We start from the raw sequence: 12,648 nt of genomic DNA, 5'->3' as shown, positions 1-12,648 counted from the left end.
GAGAATCAGCAGCCCTGCCCGTAAGTAGCCTTCGGACCGTGCTTGCGCATGTAATGATGTTCACCCACATACTCGGCCAGCCTGCACTCAGCGGCCCCCAGCGCCACCGTCCGCCACGCCAGCTTTGCGATGTACTCCAGCAGATCGGCATGCTCTACCGCGGCCGTCGGCGTCTTGCCCCATGTGAACGGAGCATGCCCTGCCACCAGCACTCCCGGCACCGCCAGCGGATCCAGTCCCTTTTCCTTGAACAGCCGCGCAATCACCGCTCCGGTGTTCAGCACGTAAGCCTCGGCCACTTCCTCTGCTGTCAGCTCAGCCGTTACCGGCACCGGCCCATGAAAATAATCAGCGTGCGTCGTTCCATAGCAGGGAATCGCCTTGCCCGCCTGCGCCCATGTCGTTGCGAACTCCGAATGCGTGTGTACGACTCCGCCAATCTGCGGAAACTCCCGGTACAGAAGCAGGTGGGTATCGAGGTCGCTCGAAGGCCGCAGCAACCCCTCCACGATCGTTCCATCGAGAGTCGTCAGCACCAGATCTTCCGGCTTCATCGACGCGTAGGCCACCCCGCTCGGCTTGATCGCCACCAGCGGTCCAGACCCATCCACGCCCGCGCGGTCAATGCCGCTTACATTGCCAAAGGTGTGGATCGCCAGCCCCAGCCGGGCAATCTCCTTGTTCGCTTCCAGGACTTCTTCGCGCAGTACAGGCAGTAGCATCGGGTTTACCTCGATGGTCCGGATGGGCTGGACCAGAAATCGTTTACCCAGACAGCATACCAGCCCTCCGCAACTCCGCCCAATCCGGACCAAGACACGCGGATACCAAGTCTTATACGATGAGCTACCTCAGCAACGAGCTGGCTGCCGAATTTTGAAGGAGTTTCAATTCATGAACCGTCGCAACTTCCTACGCTCCGCAGCCATCCTTCCCATCGCAGCCAGCGCCTCTCCCTCATTCGCCAGCCAGAATCCCGCTCCTACGCCAGTTCCGGCTCTTGCCACGCCAACCGCGGCGAGTCCCCTCCCGTCCGCGGATCAAACGCCCGTCCAGGCCCGCTACCAGCAGACCCTCGACCGCGTCCTCAACGGCCAATCGCCCGCCTATACGCAGGAATTCATCCTCGAAGACGTTATCCCCACCCCCGGCCGCCGCTTTACGGAGTACAGCGGCGACGTCTCCGGCCGCTACATCGGCGCGCTTTCGACAGCCTCGCGCATCTACGGCACGCAATTTCCCGACCTTGACGTTCTCGTCGCCAAAACCATTGCGTTGCAAAAGTCCGAAGGCTACTTCGGCAGCAACTTCCGCTATGATCAGCCCGGCGACCACGACCTCGCGCTCCTCTGGGGCAACGGACGCCTCCTCGTCGGCCTCACCGAGTACTACCGCCTCAAGCCGTCCCCGCAGGTGCTGGCCGCCTGCAACGGTATTGGAAATTTCCTCGTCCGCATCGCCCCGCTCATGATGTCCAAAGCCATCCGCGACGAGTTCGGCGCCCAGCACTTCGCCTCCAGCTACATCTGCTGGACCCAGCAGACCGAAGGCCTCGCCAACCTCTATGACCTCACTCACGACAAACGGTATGCGGACCTGACGACAAAAATTCTCGCCGTCACCGAGCGCCGACCCGGCGATCACGTCCACGGTTACCTCTGCAGTCTGCGCGGAGGGATGGACCTCTACCATCTCAATCACGACCCCGTCCTGCTCGCTACCTGCGAAGCCGCCTGGACCAGCATCAGCAATTCGCCCGATGCCCTCATCACCGGAGGCGTCCCCGAAGGCTGGAGCCCCAATAACCACCGCACCGAAGGCTGCGGCGAAGCAGACTGGCTCCGCCTCAACCTCGCCCTCTGGCGCGCCACCGCCAACCCCAAATATGTGACCACCGCCGAGCGCACCGCATTCAACGAGTTCAGCTTCAACCAGTTCGCCACCGGCGACTTCGGCCACCACGTCTATACCGAAACCGGCCTGCCCGCCGCCGGAGCCATTCGCGCCTGGTGGTGCTGCACCCTCCACGGCCTTCGCGCATTTCCCGACCTCCAGACGCACGCCTTCAGCGAAAGGGTAGGGAAGCAGCACAAGGAGCTCAGCTTCGATCTACCCATCGACGCGCAGTACAAGTTTGGCGAGCAAACCGTGACCGCGACCTCCGCTCTTGCCCAGGACGGCTCCATCCGCATCACCGCCGCCGGCTCGGCGAAGCCGCTGACCCTCCACGTCCGCAAGCCGGAATGGGCCGAAACCCTCACCCTGAGCCTCGACGGCGCCCTCATCTCCGCCCCCATCGACAGCAACTATGCCAAGGTCGAGTGGACTCCCAAGCCCGGCGAACCGCTTACCATTCAGTACAAGATGTCCCTCCGCGTCGAACCCGCCGGCAAGGACCGTGTCTCCTACTGGTTCGGCCCCTGGCTGCTCGGAGCCCCAGCCTCCGACAACCCCGCCTACTTCAACGAACTCACCACCGACAACCGCCTCGTTCGTGCCACAAATCAGCAGGCTACCGCGTCGTCAACCAGCCATTTCGCCGTCCCCATCGCCGCGCAAACCTTCCACTATATCCCCGCCGAATACGCCGACCAGCCCGGCACCGTAACCCTCCGCCCCATTGCCGAACAAGCCGGCCAGCCCACCACCTCCTGGGAACTCCGCCTCCTCACCACCACCTAGACATTGCGCGCCGCCAAAGGAAGACAGATTGGTGCTGAACGCGGCGTGTGGATCGATACTCCACGCAGGGAGATTGAGACACCATGCCGGAGGGAAGCGGTGGCTTCAGTCACCGCACTGGGTGCTTTCGCTTGCGAAGGCTTTAGCCTCGGATACAAGAGCCGGGCAGCCAACATTTTTTGCACCATGTAATCTCCCCGGAAAAACCGCCGTCTACCTGAGTGATGGCGACCACGACTACAATTCTCGAAGGTTTGTCCAAGCCAGCGGTGGCCATGCAACAGATGGATGCACAACAGGCTGCGGCCGAGTTCGCCGCCGTAGCCGCACAGTTTCGGCCACAGATCTTCCGCTTCCTGCTCGCGTCCCTGCGCGATCCGGACACGGCGGAGACCCTGACGCAGGATTGCCTGCTCAAGGCGCATCGCAACTGGCACAGCTTCCGCGGCGAGTCCAGCGTGCTGACCTGGCTTCTGCGCATCGCCATCAATCTGCAAAAGGATCACTGGCGCAATCGCCGCATGCAGTTCTGGAAGCTCACCGCGACCAATTCTGTCGATGCAGATGACGCCAGCGGCTGGCTCCCCAGCGAAGCGTCTTCGCCCGAGCAGCAGGTCGTCGCCAAGGATCAGGTTCGCCTGGTCTGGAAAGCAGTCAAAGGCCTCAGCGAACGTCAGCGCACCGTCTTCGTTCTGCGGCATGTGGAAGAAATGGACATCCCCGAGATCGCCAGCACCATCGGCCTCAGCGAGGGAACAGTAAAAGCGCACTTGTCGCGGGCCATGGTCCGCGTACGTGCAGAGTTAGGAGGCAAACGATGAACAACGATATGCAAAAACAAGACAGCCATCTTCTCCATGAAGAAGACCCTCAGGTAGAGGCAGCGCTGCGCAATTTCCGCCAAAGCGTCCATAGCTGGAGCGAGCAGGAATACAGCCGCACCCGCATTCCCGCATCCTCTTCGCGCCGCGGCAGTTGGTCTCTCTTCTCAAACCCCATCGCCGCCTGGGGCCTCGCCGGAGTCCTTGCCGTCTCCGCTGTGACTGTACCCACCAGCATTCACTATCGCCATGCCCAGCAGCAGCGGGTGGCCGAGCAGGCAGCCGCTGAAGCACAGCGCCAGCAGGAACTGCAGCATCAGCAGCAACTCCAGCAGGCCGCGATGAAGATCACGGACGAGGAGCTGCTCAGCCATATCGACAGCGATCTCGCGCAAGCTGCGCCCGACGCAATGGAGCCGCTGGCCAGTCTCATGACCGAGAGCAAGGAATAGATACAAGCCACGTACGTTACGGGCTCAACCGATACCATCTTGACCAATTGTCCAAGTACGGCACGCAATCGCAGCGGAGCTACGGAGAAAAACATGCAGAACGCGACACGGAACACGAATTTCAAAGCATTACGAACCGGCCTGGCAGTCGTTGCCTTCTCCGCATTTGGCGCGCTTACTGCCTTCGCACAAGGCCCTGGTGATGGTCCCGGTTTCGGTCCCCACCGTCCGCCGATGGAGCGGGCGTTCGGCCCTGGTGGCCCAGGTGGACCCGGCCGCTGGTGGAATGAGCCTCGCGCCATCGAAAAGCTCAAGCTCACCGAAGCGCAGCGCAAGTCGATGGACGATATCTACCAGAAGAACCGCCTGAATCTGGTCGATCTCCACGCTAACCTCGAAAAGGCCGAGCTCGTCATGGAACCGCTCATGCAAGACGAGCAGCCCGACGAAACCAAGATTCTTTCCCAGATCGACAAGATCGCCCAGGCCCGCGCCGAGCTGGAAAAAGCCAATGCCCGCATGCTCCTCGGACTGCGCAAGCAACTCACCCCCGACCAGTGGAAGCAGATTCAGGCCGAGCGTTCAGCCCATCGAGAAGGACGCGAAGGCGGTCCGGGTCGTGAAGGACGCGACGGTGCAGGTCCAGACCGTGACCAGGGTCGCAGATGGCACGGGAAGGGAATCCAGAATGCCCCTCAGGGTGGCACGCCGGGTAGCGGACCCGGCCAATCCACACCTCCTCCGCCTCCAGGACCATCGGGCGATAGTGGTCCTGACGCCGAGCAATAGCAGCTTCGCGTGCTTCCTGATTGAGTTCAGGGAGCACGCCTCAGGTTTGGCGTACCGGGCCATACATCGTAGTTCAGCCCGGTACGCCAAAAAGGAACTCGTTAGCAGGACCCAGATCCTGGCGGGTTCCGTTCAGCAATACAGAGCAGAGAGCATTGCGGTGGCCGGATGGCCACCGCGTTTTTTATGTCTTGAGCAGAGATTTCAGCAACTCGAATGTTGGCCAACAAAGGGGCGACGACGAACGTGCAATTGTCTTTGCTTCTATCGCAGGCATGCCTGCAAGCAATCCGCTCTTGTTCGCTATTCCCTAATCCCTATTCCCTATTCCCTGTTCCCTGTTCTATCGCTTCTTCCGAAATCAGCAGCCGCAGATCCCGCAGGTTATGCCCCGTCGCCCCGGTAACAACCGTATCCCCCAGCGAAGTCAGCAGCGGGCAGGCATTGAACTCGGCCAACGCCTGCTCCGGCGAAAACCCAAAAGCAATCGCCCGCCGTACTGTCGTCGTATCCACAATGGCCCCAGCTGCGCGCGTATTGCCGTCAATCCCGTCCGAACCGGCGCTGAACACGATCAGTTCCTCGCCCTCATACTTCGCCAGCCCCAGCGCCGCCGCCAGCGCAAACTGCATATTGCGCCCGCCCGCGCCCGGCGTCTCGCTTAGCGTCACCGTCACTTCGCCGCCCGAAATCAAACAGCAGCGCGGATGCTCCTTGCGTAGCGCATCGAACCGGTCCAGCAAATACCGCGAAGCGTCCGCATAATCCCAGTCGTCGCAGGTATTGTCCACCACCGTGTAGTAGCCAGCCTGCTGCGCCCGCGCTCGCGCATTTTCCAGCAGATCGTGGCTCGACAGCAGCACCTCAAACATCGAGTTCTGAAACGCCGCATCCTCAGCCTGCAGCGAAATTCCCGTGATCTTCCGCCCGGCAATCGCCCGTCCTTCAAGACGCGCCTCAACCCACGGCAGCCGCGGCAGGAATGAAGCCCGCTTGCTCTTGTTCCCCGGCGACTCCGGCAGATCCTCACGCTCAAAAAAAGCCCGCACCGACGCAGGAAACTTCGCCAGCAGATCGTACTTCGCGAGGATCGCGTGAACTTCCTCCAACGTCGTATGATCCGGCGAACTCGGCCCCGAAGCCAGCGTATCCAGGCTGCGCAGCGGCACATCCGGCAGCAGGATCGAGAGCTTTGTCGCCTCAGCCGCAGCCATCGCCAGCCGTCCGCCCTTCACCGCCGAAAAGTGCTTGCGAATCGTATTGATCTCGGTAATGGGAGCGCCGCTTCCCACCAGGGCTTGGTGAAACGCACGCGTATCTTCGAGCGAAATTCTCTCGTCCAGCGGCAGATCAAACAACGCCGATCCTCCGCCCGAAAGCAGGAAGATCACCAGCGTGTCTTTGTTTGCCTTATGCAGCAATGCCAGCGCAGCTCGAGCCGCTTCCAGCGACTCGACATTGGGCAGTGGATGCCCGCCCTGAAAATAGCGGAACCGCCAGTTTTTCTTCTCCGCAGCCTCGGTGGAACAACACACTCCACGCAGACCCAGCCGCCGCGGCATCCGCTTCAGCAGCACATCCAGCATCGGCAGCGCAGCCTTGCCAATCGCAATCACATGAATCGACTTGAACGCCTTCATATCCAGCGTCGATGGCCCGTTGCCGCCGTCAATCAACCTGTGAAGTTTGCCGTCTTCAAAGCGCAAACGCCGGTCAAACGCGGATTCGATGCTGCAATCGTCAAGAGCCTCGCGGAAGATCTCGGTGGCCGTGGAGTGAAGGGATTCAAGTGCGATATCGGTAGCTGTCATGGAATAAGAACGCTCGTGTCAAGAATCGATGTGGGGAGTAGTGTGTGGACTGCTGATGGGACTCTCGCTCATGTACCTGTCGCGAAGCCATTGGCCCAGCGCCGCCTGCATCTCGGCAAGATGTCCGGTAAAAAAGTGATCCGCGCCGGGAACGAGCACAAATCGCTTCGGTTCCGGCGCGGCATTGGCAATCTCAGTGAGCTGCGAAGCAGGAGCATACTGGTCCCGGTCGCCGCTTAAAAACAATTTGGGGAATCGACATTCAATCATGTGCGGATAGGAATAATCGCGGCCCTCGGCATGGGTGGGCAGACCCAGCGCGGCAAATCCAGCCAGCCCGTCAAAACTCCGGGCAGCCTTCAAACCCATCGCTGCGCCAAACGAAAATCCAGCGCCAACTATTGGCTTGCCAGATTCCGCGCTCATCCAGTCCAGCGCCGTTCGCACGTCTTCAAACTCGTCGCGGCCGCTATGTGCGCCCTCGCTCAACCCGGTCCCGCGAAAGTTGAACCGCAACACCGGCCATCCCAGCCCATGAAATACCTTCATCGCGTGGTAGACGACCTTGTTATGCATCGTCCCGCCGCCCTTGGGATGGGGGTGCGCCAGCACTACGGCATATGGAGCATCCGCCGAGCCCTCGTTCAACAGGGCCTCAAGCCGTCCTGCCTTGCCCTCGAGAAAAAAGCTGCGAATTGCCGAAGCCGGAGCAGCTTGCGCCGTTTGATCTGTCGTCGGTCCCAGCAAAGTCATTTCTCTACGCCTGATCGGAGGAAGCAAAGGCCTTCATATCGCAAAACAGAATCAACATCATCCCGAGCGGACGAAGGACCTGCATTGCTTATCCTTGGCAACCACCACATGGAAAGTAGGAAGGGAATCCGTTTTCTAATCCCTGATCCCTATTCCCTGTTCCCTATCTTTTAAGTGTACCGCGTAAGTTATTCTGGCAACATGATGGCCAGCGCAAACACCACGGATTCCGCCGAATTGACCACAAGTACCCAGAAACCGGCAGCACTTGACCCGATCCAGTTCACCCGCGACCTCGTAGCCATCGAATCCACCACCTACAACGAAGGCGCCGTCGGCGACTACCTCGAATCCTTCCTCGCCGGCCGCGGCTGGTCCGTCGAAAAGACCCCCGTCCCGCAGCCCACCAACAGCGGTGACAGTGGCCACAAAGGCGCCCGCTGGAACGTCTACGGCGGTCCGGCCACCGGCAACCCGGACCTGGTCTTTTCAACGCACATGGACACCGTCCCGCCCTACATTCCCTTCAGTGAAGACCAACACACCATGTACGGCCGCGGAGTATCGGACGCAAAGGGCATCATCGCCGCCCAGGTAGCAGCCGCGGAAATCCTGCGCGAAGAGGGCTACAACATCGGCCTTCTCTTCGTCAGCGGTGAAGAGCGCGACTCCGCCGGAGCCAAGATCGCCAACGAAACCCCCAAGGGGAGCCGCTTTCTCATCAACGGCGAACCCACCGACAACCGCCTCGCCCTCGCCTCCAAAGGCGCCCTGCGCTGCGTCGTCACGGCCAAAGGGAAAATGGGCCACTCCGCCTACCCCGAACTCGGCGAATCCGCCGTCCACAAGCTAGTCGACGTCCTCGCCAAAATCCGCGCCCTTGAGCTACCTATCCTCGAAGACATCGGCCCCAGCACCCTCAACATCGGCCAGATCGAAGGCGGCCGCGCCCCCAACGTCATCGCCGACCACGCCCAGGCCCAGATCCTCATCCGCCTCGTCGGAGATTCCGCCAGCACCCGCGCCGCCATCGAAGAATGTGCCGCCGGCCTGGCCGAAGTCGAATTCACCCTGGAAATCCCCTTCGTCCGCCTCCGCGCCGTAGAAGGCCTTCCCACCATGGTCGCCAAATTCACCACCGACATCCCCCAACTCTCCAAATGGGGCGAGCCATTGCTGCTAGGCCCAGGCTCCATCCACGTAGCCCACACCCCCTACGAAAAACTGGACAAAAAAGAACTCCTCGAAGCCGTAGAACTGTATGTCCAGGTAGCTAAACAACTCCTCGCATAGCAAGTAGCAGCAACTTGGGAACTGCACCCTCTGGCACGGCGTAATGCAGGCATGCCTCCGGTAAATATTCGTGTCAGCCGCTTACGACTTCGATTAGTTCAGTTGGTGATGATCGCCATCGGATCCTATCTGTTTCTTTCGGTCGTTCTGGGCATTCTGCTCATCGAATCCGCGATGCACCCGCAACGCCTGATAACTCAACAGCAGTTCGTGGCAGGCGCAACGCACTCGCACTCGCAAGATGTTGCCCTGACAACCCCGGATGGCGCGATCCTTCGCGCCTCGCTGATCCGGCCGCAACAACCCAACGGCAACTCAGTCCTTTTGCTTCACGGCTCCGGCGATAATTGGCACGGCATGCTCGGCTATGCGCCCATGCTCCTTGATGCCGGTTACAACGTCCTCCTGCCGGACTCCCGCGCTCACGGTGAAAGCGGCGGCAATCTCGCCACATACGGCCTTCTCGAAGCCGAAGACATCCACCGCTGGTCTGAATGGCTGCAAGCTCAGTCCGTCGGTAAAGGCTGCGTGGACATCCTCGGCGAATCCATGGGCGCAGCCATCGCTATTGAAGCCGCTCAATTGCCATTGAATTGCGCTGTCGTAGCCGAAGCACCCTTCTCCAGCTTCCGCGAAATCGGCTACGAGCGCATTTCCCAGAGCCTCGGCACCAGCGTCGGCCTCACCCGCATCGCCGCTTGGCCAACCGTCGAATCTGCCTTCCTCTACGCCCGCCTGCGCTACGGCCTCAACTTCGACAAAGCAAGTCCTGAACGGGTGCTGGCGTCGTCGCATGTCCCAACCCTGCTCATCGCAGGGCTGGCGGACGACAACATCCCGCCACGCCATTCCGAGCGCATCCTGAGCCAGGCGGGACAGGAAACGGAGCTGTGGCGAGTCCCTAAAGCAGGCCACACTGCGGCAGCCAGCATCGCCCCAGGAGAGTTCCGCACCCGGGTACTAAACTGGTTCGCCGCCCATTCCCGCCAAAACCCCTGATTGCATTTTCCGCCCCAGCGCGTCCATCCCACAGCCGCCCGCCCCGCTCGCGGCCGGCTGTAGAAAGCGAAGAGACTGCCTAATACGGCACTTCTCTCGCAATCACCCGTGAATACACTGGTGATTCAGAACGCGCGAAGCGCAACTCCACCCCCAGGAGAATCACGAAATGCGATTGAAAGTCCTCATAGCGGCAATTGCCGTTTCCGCCCTCACATCCGTATCACCTAGCCTCAAAGCTCAGGTAGCCCCAGCCGCCCGCGTCGGCGGAATGCCCATCTCCGTCGGCTTTGGCATCTCCAGCTACGACCTCGATTACGGTCCCGGCCGCCGCATGGAAGGCGCCGACGTCCGCGCCGGAATCGGCATCTTCCACGGCATCGGCATTGACGCCAGCGCTCGCTCCATCTTCATGTTCACCCCCGCCGCGCTCACCCGCATGCAGCAGAACACCTTCCTCGGAGGCGTCTACTACGACGGCAAGCAATTCGGCCGCGTCCGTCCCTTCGTCCGTGCTGCCGGCGGCCTCGGCACCATCGAGTTCCCCTCGCGCAACCCGAAATACACCCGCGATTCCTACACCGTTTACGCTCCCAGCGCTGGCGCGGAGTTCCGCATTACCCCCAAAGTAGCCCTGCGCGCCGAATACGAATACCAGTTCTGGAAAGACTTCCAGGGCCCTCGTTATCTGAACCCCCAGGGCTACACCATCGGCGTTAACTACTACATCCGCCCCCACCGCTACCGCGTCCACAACGACTAACCGGTGATCCCAGCCGCGGCAAAGCCCTGCTATCGTTGGCGGGGCTTTTGTCATTTCACGCTGCTTCCACGCCGGACCGAGCCACCGCTGGACAGCCCTCGCGTTATCCTGAAAGCATGGCCGGTCATGAACTCGCACCTGAATCCGTAGCAAACCTGCTCGACCAATCAGCATCTTCCTACCTGCGTTCCGCCCGCCATCAGCCTGTCCAATGGCATCCCTGGGGCCCGGAAGCCTTCGCGCGCGCCGCCGCCGAAGACAAGCCCATCCTTCTCGACATCGGAGCCGTCTGGTGCCACTGGTGCCACGTCATGGACCGCGAGTCCTACGAAAATGCCGAGCTCGCCGCCATCCTCAACGAGCACTTCGTTGCCATCAAAGTCGACCGCGACGAGCGCCCCGACGTGGACGCCCGCTACCAGTCCGCCGTCTCCGCCATCAGCGGCCAGGGCGGATGGCCCCTGACCGCCTTCCTCACCCCCGACGGCCACCCCTACTTCGGCGGAACCTATTTCCCCGCCGACGAACGCTACGGCCGCCCCAGCTTCAAGCGCGTCCTGCTCACCATGGCCGGCGTCTGGAAAAACCAGCGCGAAGAAGCCCTCGAATCCGCCGCCGCCGTCATGGCCGCCGTCGAAGAAAACGAAAACTTCGCCGCCCCCGCCGGAGTGCTAAACCTCGCCCTCGTCGAAAAAATCGTCGACTCCATCCTCAAGCAGTTCGACCCCCGCAACGGCGGCTTCGGCTCCCAGCCCAAGTTCCCCTGTTCCGGCGCCCTCGATCTGCTGCTCGAAACAGCGACCCGTACCGGCGACTCCAATATCCGCGACACTGCGCTCTTCACCCTGACCAAGATGAGCCAGGGCGGCGTCTATGACCAACTCGCCGGAGGCTTCCACCGCTACTCCGTCGACGAGCGCTGGGTCGTACCGCATTTCGAAAAAATGCTCTACGACAACACCGAGCTGCTCAGGAACTACGTTCACGCCTACCAGAGCTTCTGGCTCCCCGAATTCGCGCACGTATCCCGGGAAATCATCACCTGGCTTGATACCACCATAACCGACCGCGACCGCGGCGGCTTCTACAGCTCGCAGGACGCCGACATCGACCTCGAAGACGACGGCGACTACTTCACCTGGACCAAAGCCGAAGCACAGGCCGTTCTCCCGCCCGAAGAATGGGCGGTCGCCAGCCGCTATTGGGACATCGGCGACCTGGGCGACATGCACCACAACCCCGCCAAGAACGTCCTCCACATCCGCTACAGCGTTGCTGAAATCGCAAAAGAGGCCGGCATTTCGCTCGAAGAGGCCGTAGCCCGCCTCTCCGCCGCCCGCGCCAACCTGCTGGCCGCTCGCCAGACCCGGCTCGCCCCGTTCATCGACCGCACCCTGTACACCAGCTGGAACGCGATGGCCATCACCGCCTATCTCGAAGCCGCCCGTGTCCTGCAGTTGAAAGAACCCCGCGACTTTGCCCTCAAGACCCTCGACCGCCTCTTGGTCCAGGCCTGGGACGGCGCGTCCGAACTCGGCCATGTCATCGCCTATCCCGACAACCTGCAGCCCGCCGAACGCGTCCCCGGCACCCTCGACGACTACGCCTTCACCATCCACGCCTGCGTCGATGCCTGGCTCGCAACCGGCATCGTCGCCTACTACCGCGCCGCCATCACCCTTGCCGAAACCATGATTGCCCGCTTCTTCGATAAGGCCGCCGGCGCCTTCCAGGACACAGCGATCAAAACAAGCGAAGTAGAAAAACTGGGTGCTCTAACCGCCCCCCGCAAACCCCTCCAGGACGCGCCCACTCCCGCAGGCAATCCCACCGCAGCCTCCGCGCTCCTGCGCCTCGAAGCTCTCTCCGGCCGCGGAGTCTTTCGCGACATCGCCGAAGTCACTCTTGCCACGTTCGCCGGCATCGTCGAGCACTTCGGCCTCTACGCCGGCAGCTACGCCCTCGCCCTCAACCGCCTGCTCCTCGACCCCATCCAGATCGTCATCGTAGGCCGCGGCCCCGCGGCCGATAAGCTAGAAATTCTAGCTACCTCCCGCTTTGCCGCGAACAAGACTGTGATCCGTCTCCAACCCCGCCAGTTAAACGCGGACACGCTCCCCGAAGCTCTCGCGGAAACCCTGACGCAGGTTCCCATCCCGCCAGACACCGCAGCGTGGGCGCTAGTATGCAAAGGCCGCACCTGCCTGCCCCCCATCACCGACCCGGAGGAGCTGGCGAAAGCCCTGGAAACTGGCCAGTAGGTGTGACTGGCCAGTAGCTATAGT

11 protein-coding genes are annotated in these 12,648 nt (G+C 61.6%); 8 read left to right on the top strand and 3 right to left on the bottom strand.

All coding sequences use genetic code 11. From position 1 onward, the window contains the following. Window positions 1-5: 5 nt before the first annotated feature. The gene (gene araD / locus AC5S27_RS14020) at window positions 6-722 is read right to left on the bottom strand and encodes an L-ribulose-5-phosphate 4-epimerase AraD (RefSeq protein ID WP_493935185.1); all 717 of its coding nucleotides are present in this window, start codon (window positions 720-722) and stop codon (window positions 6-8) included. Window positions 723-894: 172 nt separating this feature from the next. Between araD and AC5S27_RS14015 the strand changes: the two genes are divergently transcribed. The 4 genes from AC5S27_RS14015 to AC5S27_RS14000 all read left to right on the top strand — a co-directional run bounded on the left by AC5S27_RS14015 (window position 895) and on the right by AC5S27_RS14000 (window position 4,744). Next, on the top strand, window positions 895-2,682 hold the full coding sequence (locus AC5S27_RS14015) for a beta-L-arabinofuranosidase domain-containing protein (protein ID WP_493935184.1): 1,788 nt from the start codon (window positions 895-897) through the stop codon (window positions 2,680-2,682). Between the two features lie 224 nt (window positions 2,683-2,906). Further along, window positions 2,907-3,503 carry an RNA polymerase sigma factor gene (locus AC5S27_RS14010; protein WP_493935183.1) on the top strand — a complete coding sequence of 199 codons (597 nt, stop codon included), beginning with the start codon at window positions 2,907-2,909 and terminating at the stop codon, window positions 3,501-3,503. After that, the gene (locus AC5S27_RS14005; RefSeq protein WP_493935182.1) at window positions 3,500-3,955 is read left to right on the top strand and encodes a hypothetical protein; all 456 of its coding nucleotides are present in this window, start codon (window positions 3,500-3,502) and stop codon (window positions 3,953-3,955) included. The genes AC5S27_RS14010 and AC5S27_RS14005 overlap by 4 nt, the downstream gene beginning before the upstream one ends. 93 nt (window positions 3,956-4,048) lie before the next feature. After that, window positions 4,049-4,744, top strand: coding sequence for a Spy/CpxP family protein refolding chaperone (locus AC5S27_RS14000; RefSeq protein ID WP_493935181.1), 696 nt, complete (start codon window positions 4,049-4,051; stop codon window positions 4,742-4,744). Between the two features lie 317 nt (window positions 4,745-5,061). Here the strand turns inward: AC5S27_RS14000 and AC5S27_RS13995 are convergent, their stop codons facing one another. Then, entirely contained in the window at window positions 5,062-6,555 is a 1,494-nt protein-coding gene (locus AC5S27_RS13995; protein WP_493935180.1) for a glycerate kinase type-2 family protein, read from the bottom strand. 18 nt (window positions 6,556-6,573) lie between these two features. Further along, entirely contained in the window at window positions 6,574-7,308 is a 735-nt protein-coding gene (locus AC5S27_RS13990; protein ID WP_493935179.1) for an alpha/beta hydrolase, read from the bottom strand. Window positions 7,309-7,545: 237 nt separating this feature from the next. Between AC5S27_RS13990 and AC5S27_RS13985 the strand changes: the two genes are divergently transcribed. The 4 genes from AC5S27_RS13985 to AC5S27_RS13970 all read left to right on the top strand — a co-directional run bounded on the left by AC5S27_RS13985 (window position 7,546) and on the right by AC5S27_RS13970 (window position 12,624). Beyond that, window positions 7,546-8,601 (top strand): M20/M25/M40 family metallo-hydrolase, encoded by a 1,056-nt coding sequence (locus AC5S27_RS13985; protein WP_493935178.1) that lies wholly within the window; start codon window positions 7,546-7,548, stop codon window positions 8,599-8,601. Between the two features lie 51 nt (window positions 8,602-8,652). Continuing rightward, window positions 8,653-9,600 (top strand): alpha/beta hydrolase, encoded by a 948-nt coding sequence (locus tag AC5S27_RS13980; RefSeq protein ID WP_493935177.1) that lies wholly within the window; start codon window positions 8,653-8,655, stop codon window positions 9,598-9,600. A gap of 169 nt (window positions 9,601-9,769) precedes the next feature. Continuing rightward, a complete protein-coding gene (locus AC5S27_RS13975) occupies window positions 9,770-10,363 on the top strand; it encodes an outer membrane protein (RefSeq protein WP_493935176.1) in 594 nt (197 codons plus the stop codon). 47 nt (window positions 10,364-10,410) lie between these two features. Further along, the gene (locus tag AC5S27_RS13970; protein ID WP_493935175.1) at window positions 10,411-12,624 is read left to right on the top strand and encodes a thioredoxin domain-containing protein; all 2,214 of its coding nucleotides are present in this window, start codon (window positions 10,411-10,413) and stop codon (window positions 12,622-12,624) included. Window positions 12,625-12,648 lie beyond the last annotated feature (24 nt).

The organism is Acidicapsa borealis (assembly GCF_059115245.1).
Note: the sequence above shows the minus strand (reverse complement) of the source record. Positions and strands in the feature narration are given on the sequence as shown.

Bases quoted from the DNA above. Each gene is read 5' to 3' on its own strand.
- araD (WP_493935185.1), bottom strand. From the start codon at position 722: ATGCTACTGCCTGTACTGCGCGAAGAAGTCCTGGAAGCGAACAAGGAG.
- AC5S27_RS14015 (WP_493935184.1), top strand. From the start codon at position 895: ATGAACCGTCGCAACTTCCTACGCTCCGCAGCCATCCTTCCCATCGCA.
- AC5S27_RS14010 (WP_493935183.1), top strand. From the start codon at position 2,907: ATGGCGACCACGACTACAATTCTCGAAGGTTTGTCCAAGCCAGCGGTG.
- AC5S27_RS14005 (WP_493935182.1), top strand. From the start codon at position 3,500: ATGAACAACGATATGCAAAAACAAGACAGCCATCTTCTCCATGAAGAA.
- AC5S27_RS14000 (WP_493935181.1), top strand. From the start codon at position 4,049: ATGCAGAACGCGACACGGAACACGAATTTCAAAGCATTACGAACCGGC.
- AC5S27_RS13995 (WP_493935180.1), bottom strand. From the start codon at position 6,555: ATGACAGCTACCGATATCGCACTTGAATCCCTTCACTCCACGGCCACC.
- AC5S27_RS13990 (WP_493935179.1), bottom strand. From the start codon at position 7,308: ATGACTTTGCTGGGACCGACGACAGATCAAACGGCGCAAGCTGCTCCG.
- AC5S27_RS13980 (WP_493935177.1), top strand. From the start codon at position 8,653: ATGCCTCCGGTAAATATTCGTGTCAGCCGCTTACGACTTCGATTAGTT.
- AC5S27_RS13975 (WP_493935176.1), top strand. From the start codon at position 9,770: ATGCGATTGAAAGTCCTCATAGCGGCAATTGCCGTTTCCGCCCTCACA.